22 protein-coding genes are annotated in these 25,402 nt (G+C 71.6%); 10 read left to right on the top strand and 12 right to left on the bottom strand.

Going from position 1 to position 25,402, the window contains the following annotated elements:
- Position 1: 1 nt before the first annotated feature.
- From ABLE93_RS12065 to ABLE93_RS12050, 4 genes are all read right to left on the bottom strand, one after another.
- A complete protein-coding gene (locus tag ABLE93_RS12065) occupies positions 2–1,003 on the bottom strand; it encodes a proline iminopeptidase-family hydrolase (protein ID WP_348840047.1) in 1,002 nt (333 codons plus the stop codon).
- A gap of 89 nt (positions 1,004–1,092) precedes the next feature.
- Entirely contained in the window at positions 1,093–2,163 is a 1,071-nt protein-coding gene (locus ABLE93_RS12060; RefSeq protein ID WP_348840046.1) for a quinone-dependent dihydroorotate dehydrogenase, read from the bottom strand.
- Positions 2,164–2,170: 7 nt separating this feature from the next.
- Positions 2,171–2,869, bottom strand: coding sequence for an orotate phosphoribosyltransferase (locus tag ABLE93_RS12055; protein WP_348840045.1), 699 nt, complete (start codon positions 2,867–2,869; stop codon positions 2,171–2,173).
- A 111-nt stretch (positions 2,870–2,980) separates the two neighbouring features.
- Positions 2,981–3,595, bottom strand: a complete 615-nt coding sequence (locus ABLE93_RS12050; protein WP_348840044.1) for a 2-hydroxychromene-2-carboxylate isomerase — start codon at positions 3,593–3,595, stop codon at positions 2,981–2,983.
- A gap of 97 nt (positions 3,596–3,692) precedes the next feature.
- Here ABLE93_RS12050 and ABLE93_RS12045 point away from each other — a divergent pair, with 97 nt between their 5' ends.
- Positions 3,693–4,472, top strand: a complete 780-nt coding sequence (locus ABLE93_RS12045; protein WP_348840043.1) for a phosphatase PAP2 family protein — start codon at positions 3,693–3,695, stop codon at positions 4,470–4,472.
- A gap of 101 nt (positions 4,473–4,573) precedes the next feature.
- A complete protein-coding gene (locus ABLE93_RS12040; protein ID WP_348840042.1) occupies positions 4,574–5,803 on the top strand; it encodes an argininosuccinate synthase in 1,230 nt (409 codons plus the stop codon).
- Positions 5,804–5,873: 70 nt separating this feature from the next.
- Here ABLE93_RS12040 and ABLE93_RS12035 read toward each other — a convergent pair whose 3' ends face one another.
- The gene (locus tag ABLE93_RS12035) at positions 5,874–7,754 is read right to left on the bottom strand and encodes a heavy metal translocating P-type ATPase (protein WP_348840041.1); all 1,881 of its coding nucleotides are present in this window, start codon (positions 7,752–7,754) and stop codon (positions 5,874–5,876) included.
- A 92-nt stretch (positions 7,755–7,846) separates the two neighbouring features.
- Here ABLE93_RS12035 and mbfA point away from each other — a divergent pair, with 92 nt between their 5' ends.
- Complete coding sequence (gene mbfA / locus ABLE93_RS12030; protein WP_348840040.1) at positions 7,847–8,824, top strand: iron exporter MbfA; 978 nt, start codon at positions 7,847–7,849, stop codon at positions 8,822–8,824.
- Positions 8,825–8,904: 80 nt separating this feature from the next.
- Positions 8,905–9,888 carry a zinc-dependent alcohol dehydrogenase family protein gene (locus ABLE93_RS12025; RefSeq protein WP_348840039.1) on the top strand — a complete coding sequence of 328 codons (984 nt, stop codon included), beginning with the start codon at positions 8,905–8,907 and terminating at the stop codon, positions 9,886–9,888.
- 380 nt (positions 9,889–10,268) lie between these two features.
- Here the strand turns inward: ABLE93_RS12025 and ABLE93_RS12020 are convergent, their stop codons facing one another.
- The 6 genes from ABLE93_RS12020 to ABLE93_RS11995 form a co-directional block, all read right to left on the bottom strand.
- Positions 10,269–12,023, bottom strand: a complete 1,755-nt coding sequence (locus ABLE93_RS12020) for a PHA/PHB synthase family protein (protein WP_348840102.1) — start codon at positions 12,021–12,023, stop codon at positions 10,269–10,271.
- 382 nt (positions 12,024–12,405) lie between these two features.
- Positions 12,406–14,421 (bottom strand): thiolase family protein, encoded by a 2,016-nt coding sequence (locus tag ABLE93_RS12015; protein WP_348840038.1) that lies wholly within the window; start codon positions 14,419–14,421, stop codon positions 12,406–12,408.
- On the bottom strand, positions 14,418–15,875 hold the full coding sequence (locus ABLE93_RS12010; RefSeq protein WP_348840037.1) for an AMP-binding protein: 1,458 nt from the start codon (positions 15,873–15,875) through the stop codon (positions 14,418–14,420). The genes ABLE93_RS12015 and ABLE93_RS12010 overlap by 4 nt, the downstream gene beginning before the upstream one ends.
- Positions 15,872–16,435, bottom strand: a complete 564-nt coding sequence (locus ABLE93_RS12005; protein WP_348840036.1) for a biotin transporter BioY — start codon at positions 16,433–16,435, stop codon at positions 15,872–15,874. The genes ABLE93_RS12010 and ABLE93_RS12005 overlap by 4 nt, the downstream gene beginning before the upstream one ends.
- Before the next feature lie 2 nt (positions 16,436–16,437).
- Positions 16,438–17,067, bottom strand: coding sequence for an energy-coupling factor transporter transmembrane component T family protein (locus ABLE93_RS12000; protein WP_348840035.1), 630 nt, complete (start codon positions 17,065–17,067; stop codon positions 16,438–16,440).
- Positions 17,064–17,834: an energy-coupling factor ABC transporter ATP-binding protein gene (locus ABLE93_RS11995; protein WP_348840034.1), complete on the bottom strand. Its 771-nt coding sequence runs from the start codon at positions 17,832–17,834 to the stop codon at positions 17,064–17,066. The genes ABLE93_RS12000 and ABLE93_RS11995 overlap by 4 nt, the downstream gene beginning before the upstream one ends.
- A gap of 240 nt (positions 17,835–18,074) precedes the next feature.
- Between ABLE93_RS11995 and ABLE93_RS11990 the strand changes: the two genes are divergently transcribed.
- The 6 genes from ABLE93_RS11990 to denD all read left to right on the top strand — a co-directional run bounded on the left by ABLE93_RS11990 (position 18,075) and on the right by denD (position 24,710).
- Positions 18,075–19,274 (top strand): low temperature requirement protein A, encoded by a 1,200-nt coding sequence (locus tag ABLE93_RS11990; protein WP_348840033.1) that lies wholly within the window; start codon positions 18,075–18,077, stop codon positions 19,272–19,274.
- Positions 19,275–19,398: 124 nt separating this feature from the next.
- Positions 19,399–21,234 carry an IlvD/Edd family dehydratase gene (locus ABLE93_RS11985; RefSeq protein ID WP_348840032.1) on the top strand — a complete coding sequence of 612 codons (1,836 nt, stop codon included), beginning with the start codon at positions 19,399–19,401 and terminating at the stop codon, positions 21,232–21,234.
- Between the two features lie 98 nt (positions 21,235–21,332).
- A complete protein-coding gene (locus tag ABLE93_RS11980; protein ID WP_348840031.1) occupies positions 21,333–22,163 on the top strand; it encodes an isocitrate lyase/PEP mutase family protein in 831 nt (276 codons plus the stop codon).
- Positions 22,163–22,864 carry a GNAT family N-acetyltransferase gene (locus ABLE93_RS11975; RefSeq protein WP_348840030.1) on the top strand — a complete coding sequence of 234 codons (702 nt, stop codon included), beginning with the start codon at positions 22,163–22,165 and terminating at the stop codon, positions 22,862–22,864. The genes ABLE93_RS11980 and ABLE93_RS11975 overlap by 1 nt, the downstream gene beginning before the upstream one ends.
- 38 nt (positions 22,865–22,902) lie before the next feature.
- Positions 22,903–23,649 (top strand): SDR family oxidoreductase, encoded by a 747-nt coding sequence (locus ABLE93_RS11970; RefSeq protein WP_348840029.1) that lies wholly within the window; start codon positions 22,903–22,905, stop codon positions 23,647–23,649.
- Between the two features lie 83 nt (positions 23,650–23,732).
- Positions 23,733–24,710: a D-erythronate dehydrogenase gene (denD, locus tag ABLE93_RS11965; RefSeq protein ID WP_348840028.1), complete on the top strand. Its 978-nt coding sequence runs from the start codon at positions 23,733–23,735 to the stop codon at positions 24,708–24,710.
- A 158-nt stretch (positions 24,711–24,868) separates the two neighbouring features.
- Here the strand turns inward: denD and ABLE93_RS11960 are convergent, their stop codons facing one another.
- Entirely contained in the window at positions 24,869–25,321 is a 453-nt protein-coding gene (locus ABLE93_RS11960) for an arsenate reductase/protein-tyrosine-phosphatase family protein (RefSeq protein ID WP_348840027.1), read from the bottom strand.
- Positions 25,322–25,402 lie beyond the last annotated feature (81 nt).

Below are 25,402 nucleotides of genomic sequence, written 5' to 3'. Positions count from 1 at the left end.
GTCAGCGCTGCGCCTTGGCTGCGCCGGCGTCCTGCCGGCGCAGGAAGCCGCGCAGCACGGCGTTGGTCTCGTCGGGCCGGTCGTTGAAGATGCCATGGGCAGCACCGGGGATCACCGCAAGCTCGGCCCCGCCCGCCCGCCGGGCGAAGGCCGCCACGGTCTCCATGCGCGTCTCGTCATGCTGGCCGATCACGAACAGGGTGCGCGCGCCGTCGAGGCGCGCCAGCAGCGGCTCGCCGTCATAGTCCGCTAGGGTCCCGGTGGTGGAGAACTCGCTCGAGCCATTCATGGTGGTATAGAGCTTCTCGTTCAGCTTCAGGCCGTGGGCCGCCTCGTAGGTGCGCCGCGCCTGGGGAATCGGATCGCGGTGGTTAAAGGCGGCGTAGAACACCTCCGAGGCGGCATCGCACACCGCCTCGGGCGGCGGCGTGGCGCCGGCGCAGCGGCGGATGTCGTCCTGTGCCGCCGCGGGCAGCTCGCCCAGCCGCGCCGCCACGTCGGCGCGCCAGCTGCGGCCGGAGATGAAGGGGCTGGCGAGGATGAGCCCGGCAAGGGCCGATGGCTGGCGCGCCGCATAGTCGAGGGCGACGGTCGCCCCCCAGCTGTGGCCGAGCACATGCCAGCGCGCAATGCCGAGGGCGGTCCGGATGGCGTCGATCTCCCGCGCGAAGCGCTCCACCGTCCAGTTGGCCGGGTCGCCCGGGCGGTCGGAGCGGCCGCTGTCCAGCTGGTCGTAGAGCACCACCATGCGCTCGTCGGAGAGCTCGAGCGCGTCGAGGAAGGTGGAATGCATCCCGCCCGGCCCGCCGTGGATCAGCAGCAGCGGCAGGGCCTCGCCCTTGGCGGCGCCGTTGGTGCGAACGTAGAGGCGCCCGCCCTCGGCGGGCACCATCAATTCGCGCTCGGCCTCGGGATACACGGCCGGCCGCGCCAGCGCCGCCGGTGCGAGCATCATGCCGCCCAGCATGGACAGGACCGTCCGCCGTGGAAAATCTGACGCCATATCCGCCTCCGCTCGCGCTCAAGGTAGAATAGTAGCACGCAGCGTCAAGCGGGCCGGCGCGGTCCTGCCCCGGAAAATCCGAAGGTGGGTCAGCGCAGGTCGGCGCCCACCGCATCGGCGATGGAGGTGAAGCCGTCGGCCTTCAGGCGGGCGGCAAGGTCGCTCTTGATCCGGCTGACCAGGCCCGGGCCGTGGAAGACCAAAGCGGAATAGAGCTGCACCAGGCTCGCCCCGGCCCTGACCTTGGCATAAGCGTCGGCGCCCGAGGCGATGCCGCCCGCTCCCACCAGCGGCAGGCGTCCGCCCACGAGCCGGTAGAGCGCGGCGAGGCGCTCGGTGGACAGGGTCATCAGCGGCCTGCCGGACAGGCCGCCGGCCTCGGCCTTGTGCGCGCTCTTCAGGCTGGCCGGCCGCGACAGGGTGGTGTTGCCCATGATGATGCCGTCGACGCGGGTCTCCAGCGCCACCTGGGCGACATCGGCGAGGCCCGCCTCGTCGAGGTCCGGCGCCACCTTCACCAGCAGCGGCGGGCGGGCGGCGGGATCGGGGATGGAGGCGTCGCGCACCGCGACGAGATGGGCGAGCAGAGTCTCCATCTCCACCCTGGCCTGCAGGGCGCGCAGGCCCGGCGTATTGGGCGAGGAGATGTTGCAGACGATGTAGTCGGCGAGGCGGCAGGTGGCGGAGACGCCGGCGGCGTAATCCTCCAGCGTGTCCTCGCTCTCCTTGTTCTTCCCCACGTTGGCGCCGACGATGCCGCGCGCCCCGGCCGCCCGGCGCTTGCCGAGGCGGTAGACGAAGGGGGCGAGCCCCTCGCTGTTGAAGCCGAAGCGGTTGATCACCGCCTCATCCTCCTCCAGCCGGAACAGCCGCGGCAGGGGATTGCCCGGCTGCGGGCGGGGCGTCACCGTGCCGGCCTCGACGAAGCCAAAGCCGAGGCGGAACAGCGGGGCGGCCACCTCGCAATGCTTGTCGAAGCCCGCCGCGAGCCCCACCGGATTGGGGAAGTCGATGCCCCACACCCGAGTCGCGAGCACCGGGTCGTCGTGGCCGGACAGGTCCGGCATCAGGCCCCGTGCGAGGGCGCGGACGGCGAGGCCGTGGGCCCGCTCCGGGCTCACCAGCCCGAGGAAGGGGCGCACCAGGGCGTAGAGTTCCATCCGCGCGTCACTCGCCGGTGGTGGCGGTGCCGCCGTGGGCCTTGGACCAGCCGTGGGGATCGTGGAGGAAGGATTCGATCTCGGCGATCTGCGCGCTCTCGAAGCGGTTCATCTTCTTCACCTGCGCCAGCACGTCCCACCAGGTGGCGAGGCGATGCAGGCTGAGGCCGGCGCCCTCCAGGATGGCGGCCGATTCGGAGAAGATGTCGTAATAGAAGAACACGAAGCAGTGGGAGCACTCCGCCCCGGCGTCGCGCAAGGCATTGACGAAATTGACCTTGCTCTTGCCGTCGGTGGTCAGGTCCTCCACCAGCAGCACCCGCTCGCCGGGCGCGAGGTGACCCTCGATCTGGGCGTTGCGGCCGAAGCCCTTGGGCTTCTTGCGCACGTACTGCATGGGCAGCATCATCCGGTCGGCCACCCAGGCGGCGAACGGAATGCCCGCGGTCTCGCCGCCGGCGACGGTATCGAACTGCTCGTAGCCGATCTCGCGGTAGATGGTGGAGATGCCGAAATCCACCAGCGTCTGGCGCACCCGCGGGAAGGAGATCAGCCGCCGGCAGTCGATATAGACCGGGCTCGCCCAGCCCGACGTGAAGATGAACGGCTCGCCGGAGGAAAAGCGCACCGCCTCGACCTCGAGCAGCATCCGCGCGGTCTGCTCAGCGATGGTGGCCTTGTCCGGAAAAGCAGTGACATTCGCCATGGAGGGGGCCTTCGTCGCAGGAATCGTTGCGTGTGTGTGAGGCGCATATATCAGAGCGGCACCGGAATGCGACAGCCCCGGCGGCCGTGCCGGCGGCGCAAGCTCCCGCTTTCAGGCGGCCTTGGCGAGGCCGCGGGCGTGGTCCAGGGCCATTTCCAGCCGGTCGTTACCCCAGAACAGCTCACCGTCGGCGGTGACGAAGCTCGGCGCGCCGAACACCCCGCGGGCCGCCGCCTCGGACGTCAGGACGCGCAGGCGCTCCTTGTTCTGCGGCGTTTCCGCCTCGGCCACCACGTCGTCGTAGAAATGGCCGAGCCCCGCCAGCACCTGGCGGATGACCTCCCGGTCGGAAATGTCGCGCCCCTGGGCGAACTCGGCGGAGAACACCGCGCGGGTGAAGGACGGCCGGCAGGCATCGTTGAGATGCACGGCCACGCGGGCGGCGAGCAGCCCGTTGGCGGGGAAGGGCTCGGGCCGCGTCACCGGCGGGAGGCGCATGGCGGCGGCCATCCGGGCAAGGTCGCGCCACATGTGCGCCCCCTTGAGCGGATAGGTGTTGAACGGCGAGGTGGTATAGCCCTGCGCCGCGAAGATGGGGCCGAGGAGGAAGGGCTTCCACGCCACCTGGACGCCCGCCAGCTCCGCCAGAGCGGTGATGCGGACGGCCGAGAGATAGGAATAGGGCGAGGCGAACTCGAAATAGAAATCGAGGGTGCCGCTGGCCATGGGCGCCTCCTGCCTGTACATCGCGGCGTCACTCTGCGGCGGGGCGGCCCCGCTGTGCAAGGTGATGGATCAATCCGGGAGCCGTTCGGGTGAAAAGGTGAAGTGGGTCCTGTTCTTCGCGCTGGTGACCGGCGCCGCGGTGGCGATCCTGTTCACGGTCTTCCCGCAATGGGACCTGGCCATCTCCGGCCTGTTCTGGAATGCCAGCCGGCGCAACTTCGGCGTCGCCGGCATGTCCTGGGCCGGCACCATCCGCACTTTGGCCAACTGGATTCCCTGGCTGTTCGCCGGCCCGGCCTTTGCCGCCATCGTGCTGAAGCTGATCTTTCCCACGGGACAGATGTTCATGCCGGCGCGGGCGGCGGTGCTGCTCGCCTTCACCATGGCGATGGGTCCCGGCCTCATGGTCAACGGCCTGCTCAAGGAGCATTGGGGCCGCCCGCGCCCGGTGCACGTGGACAGCTTCGGCGGCAAGGACACCTTCCGCCCCTGGTTCTCACCCGACGGCACCTGCCCCACCAACTGCTCCTTCGTCTCGGGCGAAGGCGCCCTCGGCTTCTGGCTCACCGCGCCGGCGAGCCTCGTTCCCGGCGCGGCCGGCGTGGTGGCCATGGGCGCGGCGGTGGGCTTTGCCGCCCTTGCGGGCGGGCTGCGCATCGCCTTCGGCGGGCACTTCTTCACCGACGTGGTGTTTTCCGGCGTGCTGGTGATCCTGCTCATCGTGGCGACGCGGCTGTGGCTCTACGACCGCGCCCGTGCCCCCACCGACGCGGCGGTGGAGAATGCCATCGGCCGCGCCGGCACGGCGCTTCACGCCCTCGTCCGCCGGGCCTGGGCGGGCCTGCGGGGCCTTGCCGGGCGGCGCGGCGGCGCCTGACGGTGATGGGCGCGGCGGGGCGGCGGGCCCGCTTCCCCTTGCCAGCGCCCGGCGCGCGCCTATAGTCCGCGCCAAATTTCTCCCAACTGCCGAGAGATGTTATGGCGCGTGACGTGAAGAAGGTGGTGCTGGCCTATTCCGGCGGGCTCGACACCTCGGTCATCCTGAAGTGGCTCCAGACGACCTACAATTGCGAGGTCATCACCTTCACCGCGGACCTCGGCCAGGGCGAGGAGCTGGAGCCCGCGCGCAAGAAGGCGGAACTGCTCGGCATCAAGAGCGAGAACATCTTCATCGAGGACGTGCGCGAGGAATTCGTCGCCGACTACGTCTTCCCCATGTTCCGCGCCAATGCCCTCTATGAGGGGCTGTATCTGCTCGGCACCTCCATCGCCCGGCCGCTGATCGCCAAGAAGCAGATCGAGATCGCCCGGAAGATGGGCGCCGACGCCGTCGCCCACGGCGCCACCGGCAAGGGCAACGACCAGGTGCGCTTCGAGCTCGCCTATTACGCGCTGGAGCCGGACATCACCGTCATCGCCCCCTGGCGCGAGTGGGACCTCACCTCCCGCACCCGCCTGCTGGAGTTCGCCGAGGCGCACCAGATCCCCATCGCCAAGGACAAGCGCGGCGAGGCGCCCTTCTCGGTGGACGCGAACCTGCTTCACTCCTCCTCCGAGGGCAAGGTGCTGGAGGACCCGGCCGAGGACGCGCCCGACTATGTCTACCAGCGCACCATCTCGCCCGAGGAGGCCCCCGACGAGGCGACGATCATCACCATCGCCTTCGACAAGGGCGACGCGGTGGCCATCAACGGCGAGGCCCTCTCCCCGGCCAGCCTCCTCACCAGGCTCAACGAACTGGGCAAGGCCAACGGCATCGGCCGCCTGGACCTCGTGGAAAACCGCTTCGTCGGCATGAAGAGCCGCGGCATCTACGAGACCCCCGGCGGCACCATCCTGATCGCGGCCCACCGCGGCATCGAGAGCATCACGCTGGACCGCGGCGCGGCGCACCTGAAGGACGAGCTGATGCCGCGCTATGCGGAGCTCATCTACAACGGCTTCTGGTTCTCCCCCGAGCGCGAGATGCTGCAGGCCGCCATCGACCACTCGCAGGCCTATGTGACCGGCGAGGTGACGGTGAAGCTCTACAAGGGCAACGCTACCGTCATCGGCCGAAAGAGCCCCTATTCGCTCTACAATCAGGAGCTGGTGACCTTCGAGGAAGGCGCCGTCGCCTACGACCACCGCGACGCGGCGGGCTTCATCAAGCTCAACGCCTTGCGCCTGCGGACCCTCGGCAGCCGCGCCCGCAAGATCTCCGACTAGGCGCCCCCCGCCCCCTCCCCTGAAGATAATTCCCGGCCGCCCCCACGGGCGGCCGCTTCGTGTTCGGGGATCAGCGCTCACCGGGGCCGGGCATCAGCACGCGCAAGGCGTTGAGGATCACCACCACGTCGATGGCCTCCTGCAGCAGGGCGCCCTCCACCGGCTCCAGCAGGCCGAAGGCGGCGGCCAGCATGCCGGCCATGGACAGGCCGATGCCCCAACCCACGCTCTGGCGGGCGATGGCCAGGGCGCGGCGCGCGATGGCCATGGCCTCGGCAAGCCGATCGAGCCGGTCCACCAGCAGCACCACGTCGGCCACCTCCGCCGAGGCCGCCGCGCCCCGCGCTCCCAGCGCCACGCCCACGTCCGCCGCGGCGAGGGCCGGGGCATCGTTCACCCCATCCCCCACCATCATGACGCCGCCCGGCGCTCCGGCGCGGGCGCGCAGGATCCGCTCCACCTTGCCCTGGGGCGACAGCTCGCCCGCCCAGTCGTCGAGCGCGAGCTGCCGCCCGACCGCGTCCACAGCCTCGGCCCGGTCGCCGGAGGCGAGGGCGATGTGGGTGACGCCGCCCCGGCGCAGGGCGCCGAGCATGTCGGCGGCGTCGTCGCGCAGCCGGTCGGTGAACACCAGCAGGCCGGCGGGCCGGCCGTCCACCGCCACCGCGACCACCGCGCTCGCCGGCGGCAAGGCGGTGCGCAGTTCGGCGAAGTCCCCGCCCGCCAGGGCCGAGACATAGCGCGCGCCGCCGATGGCCACCGCGCGCCCATCCACGGTTCCGCGCAGGCCGACGCCACCCTCCTCCACCACATCGCGCGGCGGCGACAGGACGAGCCCCCGTCGCCCGGCGGCCTGGACCAGCGCCTGCGCGATGACGTGGCTCGACGCCTGGTCGAGGGAGGCCGCGAGGCGCAGCACCTCGTCCGAATCCATGCCCGGGGCGGCCCGCACCTCCTCGAGCCCGGCCCGGCCATGGGTGAGGGTGCCGGTCTTGTCGATGACCAGGGCGCTGACCGAGGCGAGCTTTTCCAGCGCGCCGCCGTTCTTCACCAGAACGCCGCGTCGGGCCGCGCGCGACAGCCCCGACATGAGAGCCACCGGGACGGCGAGGATGAGGGGGCACGGCGTCGCCACCACCAGGACCGCGAGCGCCCGGCGCGGATCGCCGCTCACCAGCGCCGCCCCGACCGCAAGTCCCACGGCGGCCACGAGGAAGCCGAGCGCGTAGCGGTCGGCCAGGCGCACCATGGGCGCGCGGCTCGCCGCGGCCGCCTCCACCATCCGCACGATGCCGGCATAGGTGCTCTCGGCCGCGCTGCGCAGGACGACGAGGTCGAAGGCCTCGCCCACATTGACCGCGCCGGAGGCCGCCTCCGCGCCGATCTCGACCCGCGCCGGGCGCGCCTCCCCGGTGAGGGACGACACGTCGAGCACGGCGGCGCGGTCCGCGATACGGCCGTCGGCAGGGACGGTGTCCCCCTGCCGCACCAGAACGCGGTCGCCCGGCATCAGGCAGTCCACCGGAACGATCCGCAGCGCGCCGTCCTCGTGGCGCACCGCATCCCGCGGGGCGCGGGCCACGAGGGCCGACATCTCGCGCCGCGCCCGCCCGGCGGCGAACCGCTCCAGCTGCTGGCCGCCCGCATACATCAGCGCCACCACGTTGCCGGCGAGGGGCTCGCCGAAGCCGAGGGCCGTCGCCATGGACAGGAGCGCCAGCACATCGAGGCCGATCCGCCCGTCGCGCAGCGCGCGGGCGATGTCGAACACCAGCACCGCCAGCACCGGCACGGTCCCGGCCGCAAACGCGATGGCCGCGGCAGCCGGCCGGCCGAGCCCCAGAAGGGCGAGCCCGACCGCGAGCGGCAGCACGGCGGCGAGAAGCAGCAGATAACGGTTGCGCGCGCTGCCGCCGGTGGCTTCCATGCGCCCCTCGACCGCCTCCGGCATTTTTCCCCCGTCTGCGGCCATCGCGTCACATTGCTGAAGCCGCCCGCGCGCTTCATATCATATTAGAATTTCTCTAAATGGAGTTTTCCGGGATGAAGTCGTTTTTCCCCGGCCGCCGCCGCTTCGCCGACCTTTCGGAGAGCGAAGTGCTGGCCCTCGCCATCTCATCGGAGGAGGACGACGCCCGCGTCTATGCCGATTATGCCGAGGCGCTGCGCAACGATTTTCCCGATACGGCGAAGGTGTTCGAATCCATGGCCGGCCAGGAGCGCGGCCACAACGCCAACCTGACCCGCGAGTACGAGCGCCGCTTCGGCCCGCACGTGCCCCTCATCCGGCGCGAGAGCATCGCCGGCTACTACCATCGCCGGCCGGTCTGGTACGTGGTCAATCTCGGCATCGACCGCATCCGCGCCGAGGTCGGGCGGATGGAGGACGAATCGGCCAATTTCTATCTGCAGGCCCAGAAGAAGGCGACCGATCCCGGCACCCGCAAGCTCCTGGAGAGCCTCTACCGCACCGAGCTCCAGCACGAGGAGATCGCCGGTAACCTCGCCGAGCGCTACCTGCCGGTGGACAAGAAGGGGGAGGAGGACGAGAAGGCCCGTCGCCAGTTCGTGCTCACCTGGGTCCAGCCGGGCCTTGCGGGCCTGATGGATGGCTCGGTCTCCACCCTCGCCCCCATCTTCGCCACCGCCTTCGCCACGCAGAATTCCCACACCACCCTGCTCGTCGGCCTCGCCGCGGCGGTGGGCGCCGGCATCTCCATGGGCTTCACCGAGGCGGTGCACGACGACGGCGTCATCTCCGGCCGCGGCTCGCCGATCAAGCGCGGCATCGCCTCAGGCGTGATGACGGCGGTGGGCGGCCTCGGCCACGCCCTGCCCTATCTCATCCCGCAGTTCTGGACCGCCACCGCCATCGCCATCGTCGTGGTCTTCGTGGAATTGTGGGCCATCGCCTTCATCCAGAACCGGTACATGGAAACCCCCTTCTGGCGTTCGGTGATGCAGGTGGTTCTCGGCGGCGCGCTGGTGCTGGCGGCAGGCATCTTCATCGGCGGCAGCTGACGCCGGCCGGCCTTGCGGCACGTCATGGCCGCCGGGCCGAAGGCCCTGCACCCTGGCCGGGTGGAAAAGGGAGGCGGCGGATGCACGCCATGGTCCTGAGGCGCGCGGGCGATCCGCTCGTGCCCGAAACCCGGCCCGATCCCGAGCCGGGGCCGGGCGAGGTGGTGATCGCGGTCACCGCCTGCGGTGTCTGCCGCACCGATCTTCACCTGGTTGACGGGGAACTGCCCCAGGCGGTGCGGCCCGTGGTGCCGGGCCACGAGATCGTCGGGCGGGTGGCGAAGCTCGGCGCGGGGGTGGCTCACCTGAAGGTGGGCGAGCGGGTGGGGGTGGGCTGGCTCGGCCACGCCTGCGGCACCTGCCCCTATTGCGCGGGCGGGGAGGAAAACCTCTGCGACGCCCCCGCCTTCACCGGCTGCACCCGCGACGGCGGCTTCGCCAGCCACGCGGTGGCCGACGCGGCCTTCGTCTATCCCTTGGGAGAAGCGGGGGATGACGTCGCCCTCGCGCCCCTGCTCTGCGCCGGCCTCATCGGCTGGCGGACGCTGAAGATGGCGGGGGACGGCCGCCGCATCGGCCTCTACGGCTTCGGCGCGGCGGCGCACATCATCGCCCAGGTGGCGCGCCACCAGGGCCGCGAGGTGTTCGCCTTCACCCGCCCGGGGGACGCGAAGGCGCAGGCCTTCGCCCGGAGCCTCGGCGCCGTCTATGCCGGCCCTTCGGACGCTCCCGCGCCGGAGCCGCTGGACGCCGCCCTCATCTTCGCCCCGACCGGCGCACTGGTGCCGCAGGCGCTGCGCGCCGTGCGCAAGGGCGGCCGCGTGGTGTGCGGCGGCATCCATATGAGCGACATCCCGTCCTTTCCCTATCGCTGGCTGTGGGAGGAACGGAAGATCCTGTCGGTGGCCAACCTGACCCGCGCCGACGCCCGCGAATTCCTCGCGCTGGCACCGAAGGCCGGCGTCACCACCCACGTCACCCCCTACCCCCTGGCTGAGGCCAACACCGCCCTCGACGATCTGCGCGCCGGCCGCCTGGACGGCGCCGCGGTGCTTGTGCCGTAGGGGCCTTTTCCATCCCGTCGCCCTTACCCCTCACCCTCGTCGCCCTCCGGCTTGACCGGAGACGGCGCTGCGGGTGACGAGATGGGCGCTCCGACCGGGGACCGCGCTATGGCGGCGAGATGGGTGCTCCGACCGGGGGCGGGCTGCAGCGGGAAGATGGGTGCTCCGGTCAAGCCGGAGCACGACGGCGGGACGGGTTTCGCCCGTGTGCTCCGGCCGCGACGGGCCTGCCCCGTCATCAGCCCCTGAGACGGCGCCGGGCCCCCTCACCCCCGGCGCCCTCCGGCTTGACCGGAGGGCCCATGCTCCGACCGGGGAAAGCGCCGCGGCGGCGAGATGGGTGCTCCGATCAAGCCGGAGCACGACGGCGGCGCACCCTCTCAGCGCTGCTTCACATATGTCCCCGGCGCCGGACCGAGCACCGGATAGCCGACCGCACCGATGCGCGGGAGGGGACCGGGAGGGCCGGAGCGGGCGGCGAGCCAGCTCTCCCAGGCCGGCCACCACGAGCCGTCTTCCGGCGGCGTCGCTTCCATCCACTGGTCGGGGCCGAGGTGCAGGTCGCCGAGCTTCGCCTCGCGGATGCGATAGTGGCGGTGCTTGTGGCCGGGCTCGCTGACGATGCCCGCATTGTGCCCGCCCGAGGCGAGGACGAAGGTGACGTCGGTGTCGGTGAGCTGGTGGATCTTGTAGACCGAGCGCCACGGCGCCACGTGGTCGCGCTCGGTCCCCACGACGAACAGCGGCACGCGGATGTCGAGCAGCGACACCGGCCGCCCGTCCACCCGGTAGCGGCCGGCGGCGAGGTCGTTGTCGAGGAAGAGCTGCCGCAGATATTGCGAATGCATGCGGTAGGGCATGCGCGTCGCGTCGGCGTTCCAGGCCATCAGGTCGTTCATGGGCGCGCGCTCGCCCATGAGGTATTCGTGCACGAGGCGCGACCACACGAGGTCATTGGAGCGCAGCATCTCGAACGCCCCGGCCATCTGCCCGGCGGAGAGATAGCCCTGGTCCCACATCATGCTTTCCAGCGTGTAGAGCTCGCCGGGGTCGACGAAGAGCTGCAGTTCGCCGGGCTCGGAGAAGTCGGTCTGGGCCGCGAACAAGGTGACGGAGGCGAGCCGCGCATCCCCCGCCCGCGCCATGGCGGCCGCGGCGATGGCGAGCAGCGTGCCGCCGAGGCAATAGCCCGCCGCATGCACCTTGGCGCCCGGCACCACCGCGTTGACGGCGTCGAGGGCGGCCATGACGCCCTGGGTGCGGTAGTCCTCGAAGCCGAGGTCGCGGTCCTCCGCCACCACGTTGCGCCAGGAGATGCAGAACACCGTGTGCCCCTTGGACACCAGATAGCGCACCAGCGAGTTCTGCGGCGACAGGTCGAGGATGTAGTATTTCATGATCCAGGCCGGCACGATCAGGATCGGCTCGGCGGCCACGGCATCGGTGGCGGCGCGATACTGGATCAGTTCGATGAGGTGGTTGCGGAAGATCACCTCGCCGTCCGTCACCGCCACGTTGCGGCCGGGCTCGAACGCCTCCGCCCCCGCCGGGGGCCGGCCCGTGGCCTTGCGCGCCATGTCTTCCAGCGCATTGCGGGCGCCGGCGACGAAATTCATGCCGAGAGTCTCCCGCGCCCGCCGGATCACCTCCGGGTTGGTCAGCGGAAAGTTCGAGGGCGAGGCCATGTCGAGCAATTGCCGCGCGGCGAAGGCCACCACCGCCTCGTTGTGGGGCGCCGTGCCGGGCACGCCGTGGGTGGCGTTGTGCCACCATTGCTGGTTCAGCAGGAAGGCCTGGTACCAGAAGCGATAGGGCCAGTCCTGCCACACCGGCGCGCTGAAGCGCTCGTCGCCGGGCAAAGGCTCGATGCAATTGGGGAAGCTGCGGTCGAAGCTGGAGGCCACCGCATAGGCGCCGAGCCGGGCGGCCTTGCGCCATGCCTTCAGCGCCAGCTCCGCCTGCTTGCCGGGGGCGGCGGCGAGATGCATCCACCAGTCGAGGCAGGCAAGGGTGAGCGCCGCAGGCGACAGGCCCGAGGTGGTGCGGGCGGCGAGCGCCGCCGCCGCGCGGTCCACCGCGCGCAGCGCCTCCGGGCCGGACCCGCGCTCGAAATCCTCCTCGTCGTGAAACGCCATGCGTGCCCACGCCTGCGCCATCAGCCGGCCGGCTTCCGGCAGGGTCGAGAAATCCATGCCGAGGCGCGCCGGCTGGCCCGCCCCGTCGATCGTGGGGGTCGTCGCGCCCGAGGACTGCGCGGCGGGGGACGTCGCGGCCGCGGTGTCGGCGGCGGGCTGGGACAGGAGGCGGGGGCTGGTCGTCACCATCGGACGCTCTCTTCGGGCAGGGCGCGCTTGCGGGGCAGCGGAATTGCGGGACGCAGCGGGGAGCGCGCGGCGTCGGGGGCCCGCCCGTCCTCGCCGCTTCTCGGGGCGCTTTGATGGCAAACAAGGTGCCCCTGACCGACAACGCGACAATGACGCGCATCAATTCGCGCCGCGCCCGCGACGGCGCGCGACGTCAGAGGATGTCGCCATAGCGGGCGATGAACGCCCGCGTGCCGCGCCGGAACAGGGCAGCGTGCTGCTTCATGGCCTGCTTGCGCAGGCGCTTCTGCGCCCGGGCGAGGGCGAAGCCCAGCCGCTCGCGTGTGCCTTCGGCCAGCGCGTCGCCGGCCGCGGCCAGCATGGGGCGCAGGGTCTCGATGTCCTGATAGGCGCCGAACAGGTCGCGCAGCTTCTGGGTCCGCCGCGCCCGCTTGCCGCCGCGCCCGCCGAATGCCTCGGCGATGAAGCTCATCTGGTAGCGATGGGTCACCACCCTCTTGCGTGCCTCGTGCATGGCCTCGGGCGTGTCGAAATGCGCGCGCCGGGCCTGCCGGTAGCCCTTGGCGAGGGCGGCGCCCACGTCGGCGGCGCGCGCGGCCTCGCCCAGGGCGCCGTCCAGCTCCGCCCGGGCCTCGGCGAGAAAATGCGCCAGCGCCGCGCGATGCGGCTCCGCCGCGCCGCCGTCGTCCGCCGGGCCGCCCAGCGCCGCACGCGCCTCTTCATGATCGCCGGCGAGGATGAGGCCTTCCGCGTCGAGCAGGCCCAGCGCCTCCAGCGCGGCGGCCTGGTCGCGCGCGCTCGACATCTCCCGCGCGACAGCGGCGGTGCGGTGGCGGGTGACGGTGGCGAGCTCGTCCGGAATGAGCCGCAGCAGGGCGCGATACTGCTTCATGGCCTTGCGGGCGTCGTGCACCATCTCCACCGGGTCGGGATCGGTGGCGGCGGCCTCCACCCGGTCCAGCGTCGCGGAGAGAGCCTGCGCCAAGGCGGCGCCGGCGGCAGGCGGCGGGGGCACGGAACGGGCGGGGTCTTCGATCGCGGCATCCATCAACGGCTTCGTCCGGCTGGAGGATCGACGGCTCAAGTCTGCCACGGAACCGCGGGTTCCGCCTGCCGTCAGTAGCATGGCGGAGGCGATGCCGCCCGCACCGGCGATGGCGACCAGCGCCCGGCCCTCCCCCGCAAGGAGCCGGTGGAAGGCGCGCACCGCCAGCACCGCCCCCGATGCGCCGATGGGATGGCCCCGCGCCAGCGCCCCGCCCCCGGCATTGACCCGCGCCGCATCGAGACCGAGCCGCCGGAGGGTGGCGAGGGCCTGCACCGCATAGGCCTCCATCAGCTCCACATGCTCGATCTCGTCCGGCACGACGGCACACCGCGCGCACAGCACCGCCACCGCCGCCACGGGGGCGAGCGCCGGGACCAGCGGATCGCCGCCCCGGGCGAGAGCCGCCGTGATGCCGACGGGTCCCTCCCCCGCGGGTCCAAGAAGGACGAGGGCGGCGGCGTCCGCCTCCACCGCCGTGGTGGCCGCGGTGACGCCGTGGACGGCAGCGCCGGCGAGCACCGGCAGGCGGGCGAGCAGCGCCGGCGACAGCTGGCGAGCGAAGGGGTCGGCGCCGAGGCCGGCGACCGGCACCAGTTCCGCGGCGCTCGGAGGAGCCGCCAGGGCGCGGCGGTGGCTCTCCATCGCGAAGGCCTCCTGCGCAGCGCGGGTGATGCCTTCGTCCTGCGCGATCGCGGCGGCCGAGGCGGCGAGCGCGATCTCCCGCTCGGGCCAGGGGGTGAAGGCCGGCTGGCGATAGAAGCGCAGCGCCCCTTCGCGTGTTGCGGGGCGGTGGGCGCGCAGCGGAGCGCGGCTGAAGCTCTCCGCCCCGCCGGCGATCACATAGCGCGCCTCCCCGGCCGCGATGCGCGCGGCGCCGATGCGGATGGCGTCGAGGCCGGAGCAGCACTGGGTGTCGAGGGTGAGGGCGGGAACCGCTTCGGGAAGGCCGGCGGCCAGCGCCGCCACCCGCGCCACATTGCCCCCACCCGACAAGGCATTGCCGAGAATGACCTCGTCCACGGCGTCCGGGGCAAGGCCGGCATCGGCCAGAAGCGGACCCACAAGGGCGGCGGCGAGGTCGTGCACCGCAATGTCGCGGAAGGCGCCGCCGCGCGGCACCACCGCCGTGCGGCGGGCGGCGAGGATGGCGACAGGGCTCACGCCAGCACCTCGCACCGGAGCGGCCAGCGCCGGGCGACGGCGGCGAAATCCGTCTTGCCCGAGCCCGTCAGCGGCCAGTCGGCGAGCCGCGCATAGATGCGCGGCACCTTGAACAGGGAGAGGCGCCCGCGCAGGAAAGAAGTCAGCTCGGCGCGGGCCGGCACCTTTTCCCCGGCGAGGGCGAGGAAGGCCACCAGCCGCTCCCCGCGCTTGCCGTCCGGCACCCCGAGCACCGCCGCCGCGGCAACGGCGGGGTGGGTCTCCAGCACGCGCTCCACCTCCTCGGGATAGAGATTCTTGCCCGACGTCACGATCATCCGCCGGGCGCGGCCGGCGAGAAAGAGGAAGCCGTCCCGATCGAGCCGCCCCATGTCGCCGACGCTCAGCGCACCGTCGTGGGCGAGGAGATCGGGGCTGTCGCCGGTGGCGTAGCCGGAAAACAGGAACGGGCTCTCCACGAACACGAGGCCGGTGCGCCCGGCCGGCAGGCGCCGCCCCGCGCGGTCGCGGATGGTGATGCGCACGCCGGCGAAGGCGCGCCCCACCGATCCCTCCGGCACCTTCTCGGCATCCTTCGCCACGGTGACGAAGGAGAGCTCCGAGGCGCCGTAGAATTCCGCGAAGGCCGCCCCCGGCAGATGCAGGTCGAGGAGCGCCCGGCGCCCCGGCGGCCATTTGGCGCCCGAGCACAGCACGAGACGGATGCCGCCGAGGCGCTCCCCCTCCGCCGCCAGGTGGTCGAAGAGGAGGCCGAGCTGGGTCGGCACGCCATACAGCACGCTCGCCGTGTGGCGGCGGGCGAGCTCCGCCACGGCGCGGGGGCGGAAGCTGGGGCTGAGCACCACATGCGCGCCGGCATCGAGGCCGCGCGCCAGCGCGTAGAGGAACAGGGAATGGGTGAGGGCCCCGGGGGCGAGGATCACGTCGCCGGCGCCGATGCCGAATTCCTGCGTGTCCGCGTCGAAGCTCGCGGTCCAGGAGCGGTGGCTGCGGCGATAGCCCTTGGGCAGGCCGGTGGAGCCCGAGGTGAAGCCCACATAGAAGGGGGCCTCGCCGTCGGGCTGCGGCGGCACCGGACCCGCCAGGCCGAGGGCGGCGGGAAGTTCGCCGAGGTCGCCGGCCGGCAGATGAAAGTCGCTCCCGGCGTCTGCGGACAGCAGGCGGGCCGGGCGGATGCGGGCGAGCACCTGCTCGCGCTGGGCCGGCGGCCAGCCGGGATCGAGCACCTGCCCCTCCCGCCCGGCGCGGGCGGCGGCGAGAAACAGCACCGCCAGCGCCGCGCCGTTGGGCAGGTTCAGGGCGATGCCGCCCGGCGGCGCCGCCGCGAGCCGCGCGGCGCAATCCTCCACCAGGGCGTAAAGGCGTGCGTAGTCGAAATGGTCGCTGCCGCAGGTCAGGGCCGGCGCCCCGGGGCGTTCCGCGGCGTGGCGGGCGAGGTGCCGCGTGATGCTCACGGGCGGGGCTGGACCGCCACCGACCAGCTGCGCAGGACCGTGGTGGCGAGGAGCGCCGCCCCCACCGCCTTGATGACGTCGCCGGGCAGGAAGACCGCCGAGCCCAGCAGCGCCTTGGGCAGGCCGATGCCCGCCGCCAGCGCCAGCACCGGGACGCCGAACAGATAGACCACGCCGATCCCGCCGACCACCGCCGCCACCACCGCCGTCAGGAAGGCCGGCAGGCTGCCGCGCGCGCCGAGGCGCTCGGCGATGAGACCGGTGACATAGGCGCCGGCGATGAAGCCGAGGAAGAAGCCGGCGGTGGGGGTGCCCAGGATTCCCAGGCCGCCGCGCCCGCCGGAGAGCAAGGGCGCGCCCAGCAGCACCACGAAGCAGAACAGCGCCGTCGCCGCCGCGCCGCCGCGCGCGCCGAGCAGCAGGCCGGCGAGCATGACGCCGAGGCTCTGGGCGGTGATCGGCACACCGGCGGCGATGGGCAGATAGAGCGGCGGCACGAAGCCCAGCGCGCCGATCAGGGCGGCGACGAGGGCGATGCGCACGAGGGTCCGGGTATCCATGCTCACTCCTGGGATCGGGACGGCGGCGGGCGGCGGGGCGCGCCGAAGCCGCGGGCGTCGAGGGCCTCCGCCACCTGATCGGCGGTGGCGAGGGCGCCGGAAAAGAAGGTGCCGACGAGCACGAGGCCCGGGCGGTGCGGACTGCGCGCGCGCCACGCCTCCTCGCGGGCGCGCCAGGTGTCGAGCAGCACGGGCACGAAGCGCAGCACCAGCGCCACCGCGAGGGAAAGCTTCTCGGGGTCCACGCCGAAGCGCGCCAGAGGGCGCATCGGCACGGCGAGGGCGTCCATCATGTCCTGGAGGCGGGTGGAGAGGGTGACGAGATCGGCCAGCAGCACCATGACCGCGATGCGCAGCACGCTCGCCGCCGCGACGTCCAGCGCGGCGGCCCACAGCTGGAGCAGGAAGATGATGGCGAGCAGCGGCAGCAGGCTGCGCCACTGCAGGATGCGCGCCAGCCCCGGCCGGCCGAACGCCGTATAGACCAGCAGGACGGCCGCCAGCACCATGGCGAGCAGCACGGGATCGGTGATGGGCACGATCACCACCGAGAGCACCGCGAGGCCGGCGAGCTTCACCCCCGCCGGCAGACGGTGCAGCAGGCTGCGCCCCGAGAGATAGCCGGCGATCATGGCGTCCCCTCCGCCCCCGCCCGCGCCACGGCGAGGCCGGCGCGCGCCAGCGCGTCCTCGCGATAGAGCGGGATGACGGCGCCCGGCGGGCCATCCGCCACCACCAGGCCGCCCTTCAGCCAGAGGACCCGGTCGAAGCCGGCCAGAAGGTCGAGGTCGTGGCTTGCCATCACCACCTGCACGTCCAGCGCCGCGAGCCGCGCGCCAAAGGCGATGCGGGTGGTGAGGTCGAGGCTGGAGAATGGCTCGTCGAGGAGCAGGAGCTGCGGACCGCCGGCGAGCGCCGCAAGGATGCACACCAGCTGCTTCTGCCCTTCTGACAGGTCGGACACCGCCCGGTCGCCCCAGCCGGCGCAGCCGTGGGCGGCAAGCAGGCGCTCCGCGGCCGCGTTGGCCTCGGCCTTGGGCAGGCCCTGCTGGATCGGGCCGAAGGCGATCTCCTCGCGCACCGAGGGGAAGATGATCTGGTGATCGACGTTCTGGAACACGAAACCCACCAGCGCCGGCAGGCGCCGCCGCTCGCGCCGGGTGTCGAGGCCGCCCACCGAGACCGTGCCCGCATCGGGCAGGATCAGGCCATTGAGGAGGCGCAGCAGGGTGGACTTGCCCGAGCCGTTGTCGCCCACGAGGCCGATGCGCCGCTCCCCCAGCGTCAGCGACAGGCCCGAGAACACGGTGCGGGCGCCGCGCGTCACCTCCACCCCGGACAGCCGCACCGGGTCCGCCTGCCGGACGGGCTGCTGCGGGGCGGGGCGGAAGAGCGTCATGATCGGTGCAACGGCCTGGCAGCGGAATGCGGACGACCCTTGCCGCGCCGCGCGGGCCCGGCGGCGCACGCTCCGCCGCTGGGGCCGGAACGGGCCGGGCCGCACCGTCTCGATTAGCCGGTTTTGCGCCGGCCGCAAACCCTCGCGGCGACCCGGGCGGCTTGCCTGTGCGGCACCTGGCGACGCATTGTCGCCCGGCGGGGGGCATGGGCGTCCCGAAAGACGAGGCTCGAAGGCCCGATGCTCCGTGGTGCACGACAATACCTGCTGCGCCAGCCGTCGGAGGACGGCCAGCATCCGGTGACCTTCGTCGAGCTGTTCTTCGACCTGGTCTTCGTCTTCGCCATCACCCAGCTCTCCCGCCACCTTCTGCACGACCTGTCGGTGGTGGGGCTGGTGCAGACGCTGATTCTCTTCGTCGCCCTGTGGTGGGCGTGGATCGACACCGCCTGGGTCACCAACTGGCTCGACCCCGAGCGCAAGCCGGTGCGGCTGATGCTGCTGGCGCTGATGCTCATCGGGCTGATCCTTTCCGCCAGCCTGACCAAGGCTTTCCACGAGGGCGCGATGACCTTCGCCCTCGCCTACGGCGCGTTCCAGACGGGGCGGTCGGCCTTCACCATCTGGGCGGTGGCGCGCCACGATCCGCCGCAGGCGATGAACTTCGTGCGCATCCTGAGCTGGCAGGGGGTGGCGTTCGCCCTGTGGATCGCCGGCGCTCTCGGCCACGACGGGCTGCGGCTCGGCCTCTGGGCGGCGGCCGTCACGGTGGAGAGCATCGGCCCCACCCTCGGCTTCCCCGTCCCCGGCCTCGGCCGGTCCAAGGCCACCGACTGGAAGCTGGAGTCGGGGCATCTGGCGGAGCGCTGCGGCCTGTTCATCATCATCGCGCTGGGCGAATCCATCCTGGTGACGGGGGCGACCTTCTCCGGCCTCGCGTGGCGCGGGCAGAGCTGGACCGCGACTGGCTGGGCGTCCTTCCTGGTCGCGTTCACCAGCTCGCTCGCCATGTGGTGGATCTATTTCGATACCGGATCGGACCGCGCCGCGGCGCGGTTCGCGCAGACCAGCCGTACCGGCGCCATGGCCCGCCTCGGCTATACCTACGTCCATCAGGTGATCGTCATCGGCATCATCGGCTACGCGGTGTCCGACGAACTGGTCCTCGCCCACCCCGGCGGCGACGTCTCCGCCGCCGCCGCGGCCGTCATCATCGGCGGGCCGGCGTTCTACGTGCTCGGCTGCGGCCTGTTCAAATATCCCGTTCTGAGCCGCTTTCCCCTCTCCCACATGGCGGGGCTGGCGCTGCTCCTGCTGCTGGTTCCCTTCACCTCCTTCTTCAACCCGATCGGCCTCGCCGCGGCCGCCACCCTCGTGCTTCTGGTGGTGGCCGCGTGGGAGACCGTGGCGCTGCGCCTGCTGGAGAAGCCGGCCGAGTGAGCCGGGGGCGGGCGGCGAACCCCTTCGATCCCGGATTGATTTCCGCCGCGGCCGGGCGCATAAATCCCGCCGATCAAATCGATTAAAATCCGGCGCGCTCGAACGCCGGAGTACGGAGATGCCCATGACCGGAAACGGAGACCAGTCCGAACGCAAAGGCGATCAGCCCGAGAAGCACGGCCTGAAGCTCAGGTCCCAGCTCTGGTTCGACAATCCCGACAATCCCGGCATGACCGCGCTCTATCTGGAGCGCTACCTCAACTTCGGCCTCACCCGCGAGGAATTGCAGTCCGGCAAGCCCATCATCGGCATCGCCCAGACCGGCTCGGACCTCTCCCCCTGCAATCGCCACCATCTGGACCTCGCCCACCGGGTGCGCGCCGGCATCGAGGCCATGGGCGGCGTGCCGTTCGAATTTCCAGTGCATCCCATCCAGGAGACCGGCAAGCGCCCCACGGCCGCGCTCGACCGCAACCTTGCCTATCTCGGCCTCGTGGAGATCCTCTACGGCTACCCGCTGGACGGCGTGGTGCTGACCACCGGCTGCGACAAGACCACCCCGGCCTGCATCATGGCCGCCGCCACCGTGAACATCCCGGCCATCGTCCTGTCCGGCGGGCCCATGCTCAACGGCTGGTGGAAGGGCGAGCGCACCGGCTCCGGCACCGTGGTGTGGAAGAACCGCGAGCGCTTCGCCGCCGGCGAGATCGACTATGACGAGTTCATGGACGTGGTCGCCTCCTCCGCTCCGTCGGTCGGCCACTGCAACACCATGGGCACCGCCTCCACCATGAATGCGCTGGCGGAAGCGCTCGGCATGTCCCTGCCCGGCTGCGCCGCCATCCCGGCGCCCTATCGCGAGCGCGGGCAGATCGCCTACGACACCGGCAAGCGCATCGTGGACATGGTGTGGGAGGACCTGAAACCCTCCGACATCCTCACCCGCGAGGCGTTCGAGAACGCCATCCGCGTCAACAGCGCCATCGGCGGCTCCACCAACGCCCCCATCCACCTCAACGCCATCGCCCGCCACGTGGGCGTGCCCCTCACCGTCGAGGACTGGCAGAGCGTCGGCCACAAGATCCCGCTGCTGGTGAACCTCCAGCCGGCCGGCGAATATCTCGGCGAGGAATTCCACCGCGCCGGCGGCGTTCCGGCGGTGGTGGCGGAGCTGATCGAGCAGGGCAAGATCCACGAGGGCGCGCTCACCGTGAACGGGCGCACCATGGGCGAGAACTGCAAGGGCAAGCTCTCCTGGGACCGCGAGGTCATCAAGGCCTATGACGCGCCCATGAAAGAGGATGCCGGCTTCATCGTGCTGCGCGGCAACCTGTTCGACAATGCGGTGATGAAGACCTCGGTGATCTCGCCGGAGTTCCGCGCGCGCTTCCTCTCCAACCCCAATGACCCGGAGGCCTTCGAGGGCCGTGCCGTGGTGTTCGACGGGCCGGAGGACTACCACCACCGCATCGACGATCCCTCGCTCGGCATCGACGAGCACACGCTGCTCTTCATCCGCGGCACCGGTCCCCTGGGCTATCCCGGCGGCGCCGAGGTGGTGAACATGCAGCCGCCGGCGGCGCTGCTGAAGAAGGGCGTCCATGCCCTGCCGTGCATCGGCGACGGCCGCCAGTCCGGCACCTCGGGCTCGCCCTCCATCCTCAACGCCTCGCCGGAAGCTGCGGCGGGCGGCGGGCTCGCTCTGCTGAAGACCGGCGACCGGGTGCGCATCGACCTCAACAAATGCACCGCCGACATCCTGATCTCGCCGGAGGAGCTCAACCAGCGCCGGGCGGACCTTCAGGGCCACGGCGGCTACCACGCGCCGGCGAGCCAGACCCCCTGGCAGGAGATCCAGCGCTCCATGGTGGCGCAGTTCGACGAGGGCATGGTGCTGAAGCCCGCGGTGAAGTACCAGCGCGTGGCCCAGTCCATGGGCGTTCCCCGCGACAACCACTGATCGCGATGCGGACGGGTGGACGGAGCATTCCCGTCCGCCCGCCGCGGTCCTAATCTCCCACCCCGCCGCCACGCCCCGGCGGCGCACGGGACCCAATCATGACATCGCCCGCCGAAAAGCGCCGTGCCTTCCGCACGCTCCACGAGAGCGGCTGCTTCGTGCTGCCGAACCCCTGGGACGTGGGCACGACGCGCTATCTGGAGGCCGCCGGCTTCAAGGCGCTGGCCACCACCAGCGCGGGCTATGCCTTCTCCACCGGCCGCCCGGACGGCGCGATCGACCGCGACGAAATGCTGGCCCACATCGCCGACCTCGTCGCGGCCACCGCCCTGCCCATGAATGCGGACTTCGAGGCGGGCTATGCGCCCGATCCCGCCGGTGTCGCGCAGAGCGTCACCTTGTGTGTCGGGACCGGCGTCGCCGGCCTCTCCATCGAGGATGCCACGGGGGATGCGGCGCACCCGCTCTATGATCTCGACGACGCGGCGGCGCGGGTGCGCGCGGCGCGCACGGCCATCGATGCCACCGGCGCCGACGTGATCCTCACCGCCCGCGCCGAATGCTTCCTGGTGGGACGGCCGGACGTTGCCGAGGTCATCACCCGCCTGAAGGCCTATGCGGCGGCGGGGGCGGACTGCCTCTATGCGCCCGGCATCCGGACGCGGGAGGACATCGCCGCCGTGGTCGAGGCGGTAGCACCGCGCCCCGTGAATGTTCTCATGCCCGCATCGACCGGGCTTTCCGTCGCCGACCTCGCCGGGCTCGGCGTGCGCCGCATCAGCGTCGGCAGCACCTTGAGCCGCGTCGCCTGGGGCGCCTTCACCGCCTCGGTGGAGGAGATCCGCGACGCCGGCACCTTCCATAGGTTCGCGGACGCGGTGCCCTTCGCCGAGATCAACGGCTTCTTCCGCGCCGGGGGCGACAAGTGATGGCCAGCGATCCGTCCATCCCCCTCGGCGCACCCGTCGATACCGCCCCCGCCCGCCGCCCCGAGCCGACGACGCTGGAAGGGCTGCACGTGCGGCTCGTGCCGTTCGAGGCGGAGCGGCATGCCGCCTCCCTCTTCATGCTCTCCCACGGGCCGGAGAAGGACGCGCTGTGGGCCTATCTCTCGCCCGCGCCCTTCCCCAACGAAGCCGCCTTCGCCGCCTTCTACGGCGCCGCCGCCCAGAAAGCGGACCCGCTGCTCTTCGCCATCGAGGAGACGGCCACCGGTCGCGCGGTGGGCCATGCCACCTACATGCGCATCGAGCCGGCGCAGCGGGTGATCGAGGTGGGCAACATCCTCTACACCCCGGCGCTCCAGCGCACGCGCGGTGCGACGGAGGCCATGTACCTGATGGCCCGCCACGCCTTCGAGGATCTCGGCTATCGCCGCTATGAGTGGAAATGCAACGCACTCAACGCCCCGTCCCGGCAGGCAGCGGCGCGGCTGGGCTTCACCTATGAGGGGCTTTTCCGCCAGCACATGATCGTCAAGGGGCTGAACCGGGACACCGCCTGGTTCTCTCTGCTCGACCATGAATGGCCGCGCGCCAGGGCGGCCTTCGAGGCGTGGCTCGCTCCGGAGAATTTCGATGCACAGGGCCGCCAGATCCGGCGGCTCGAGGATATCCGCGCCGCGCTGTGAGCGCGGGACCACCATTCGGGAAGCAAGAGGAAACGCCAATGGGTGGACGACTTCAGGGCAAGGCCGCGCTGGTGACAGCGGCCGGACAGGGCATCGGCCGGGCCATCGCCGAGGCCTTCGTTCGCGAGGGGGCGAAGGTCATCGCCACCGATCTGGACGCCGGCAAGCTCCAGGGGCTCGAGGGCGCCGAGACGCGCGCGCTCGACGTGCTCTCCACCGAGGCCGTGACCGCGCTGGCGAAGGACGTGGGCCCGGTGGACGTGCTGGTGAACGCCGCCGGCTACGTGCACCAGGGCACCATCTTCGACACTTCGGAGAAGGACTGGGATTTCTCCTTCGACCTCAACGTGAAGTCCATGCACCGCACCATCTCGGCCTTCCTGCCGGGCATGCTGGAGAAGGGCAAGGGCTCCATCGTCAACATCGCCTCGGCGGCGTCCTCCATCCGCGGCGTGCCCAACCGCTACGCCTACGGCACCACCAAGGCGGCGGTGATCGGCCTCACCAAGGCGGTGGCGGCGGACTTCATCCTGAAGGGCGTGCGCGCCAACGCCATCTGCCCCGGCACCATCCAGTCGCCCTCGCTGGACGAGCGCATCGCCGCCGTCTCGGCCCAGACCGGGCGCTCCCTCGATGCCGTGCGGGCGGATTTCGTCGGCCGCCAGCCCATGGGCCGGCTCGGCACGCCGGAAGAGATCGCGGCGCTGGCGCTCTATCTCGCCTGCGACGAGAGCGCCTTCACCACGGGGCAGATCCACATCATCGACGGCGGCTGGGCGCTCTGACTCCAAATTAGAGAACGCGTTATCCGATCTGATTGCGATGCAGTCAGATCGGCGCGTGCTCTAGCGCGAAGGGACATTTCAAGATGAACATCCTCGTCATCGGCGGCGCCGGCATGGTCGGCCGCAAGCTCATCGAGCGCCTCGCCCGCGACGGCCGCCTCGGCGACAAGCCCATCACCCGCATCACAGCGCATGACGTGGTGACGCCCAAGGCGCCGCAGGCGCCCTTTCCCATCGACACCCGGGTCTCCGACCTCTCGGTGCCCGGCGAGGCGGCGGCGCTGGTGGCGGACCGGCCGGACGTGATCTTCCACCTCGCCGCCATCGTTTCCGGCGAGGCCGAGGCGGATTTCGACAAGGGCTACCGCATCAATCTCGACGGCACCCGCCACCTGTTCGATGCGGTGCGGGTGATCGAGGGCTATGCGCCGCGCCTCGTGTTCACCTCGTCCATCGCGGTGTTCGGCGCGCCCTTCCCGGAGGCGATCCCGGACGAGTATTTCCACACGCCCCTCACCTCCTACGGCACGCAGAAGGCCATCGGCGAGCTGCTGCTGGCGGACTACACGCGGCGCGGGCTGTTCGACGGCATCGGCATCCGCCTGCCCACCATCTGCGTGCGGCCGGGCGCGCCCAACAAGGCGGCCTCCGGCTTCTTCTCCGGCATCATCCGCGAGCCCCTCGCCGGGCAGGAAGCGATCCTGCCGGTGTCGGAAGAAGTGATGCACTGGCACGCCTCGCCGCGGGCGGCGGTGGGCTTCCTCCTCCACGCCGCCACCATTGACGGGGAGAAGGTGGGCACCCGCCGCAACCTCACCATGCCCGGCCTTGCGGTGACGGTGGGCGAGCAGATCGAGGCGCTGCGCAAAGTGGCCGGCGACAAGGCGGTGGCGCGCATCAGGAAGGCCCCTGACCCGGTGATCGAGAAGATCGTCTCCGGCTGGCCGCGCAAGTTCGATCCCGCCCGGGCGACCGAGCTGGGCTTCAAGGCGGAGAGCTCCTTCGAGGAGATCATCCGCATCCATATCGAGGATGAGCTGGGCGGGAAGATCGCCGACTGAGGCTGTAACGGCGCCGCCGGGCCATCCGGCGGCGCGGAGCCCAAGCTCGCGCCACTGCGCGGCTGCCTATTTCGTCACGCCGCTGCGCGGCTGCTTACTGCGTCACGCCGCTGCGCGGCTGCTTACTGCGTCATGCCGCTGCGCGGCTGCTTACTGCGTCACGCCGCTGCGCGGCGCATGGCAATGCGGTCCTCGAGACGCCGGATGGCCGCCCCGATCTCCGGCAGAAGGCGGGCATAGACGGACCGGCGCGCCGGCGCCGGCAGGCTGCGCACCACTTCGGCGAGGCGCCAGGTCTCGAACCGCAGCAGGCCGAGGAACGGCTGGTGGCGGAGCGCCTTGCGCGTCGCCTCGCCGAGCGCCACCACCACGTCGAGCCGCGGCGCGCCGGACAGCACGAAGACACCCGCGGGCTTGGCGGAGAGCCCGTCAGCGGGAATGCCCGCCTCTCCGAGGCTCTCGATCAGCGCCGGATCCACCGCACCCGGCGCCGAGGCGGCGGCGCTGAACGGGCGGAGACCGGGATGCCGGTGCAGCGCGACGGCCTCGGCGAGAAGGCTGAGTGCGCCGTTGTCAGGGCACAGGAACAGCACGGTCGGACGGCCGGGCATCGTGAACCCCCGTAGAGACGATTGAAGCGGAATGGACCGCGGCGGAGCCGCCGCCGGACGGTCTGGCGCTTCCGTTGATTC

It is taken from the genome of Xanthobacter pollutisoli (assembly GCF_040044995.1).
GTDB lineage: Bacteria > Pseudomonadota > Alphaproteobacteria > Rhizobiales > Xanthobacteraceae > Xanthobacter.
The sequence above is the reverse complement of the archived record's forward strand: the minus strand, read 5'-3'. Positions and strand labels throughout refer to the sequence as shown.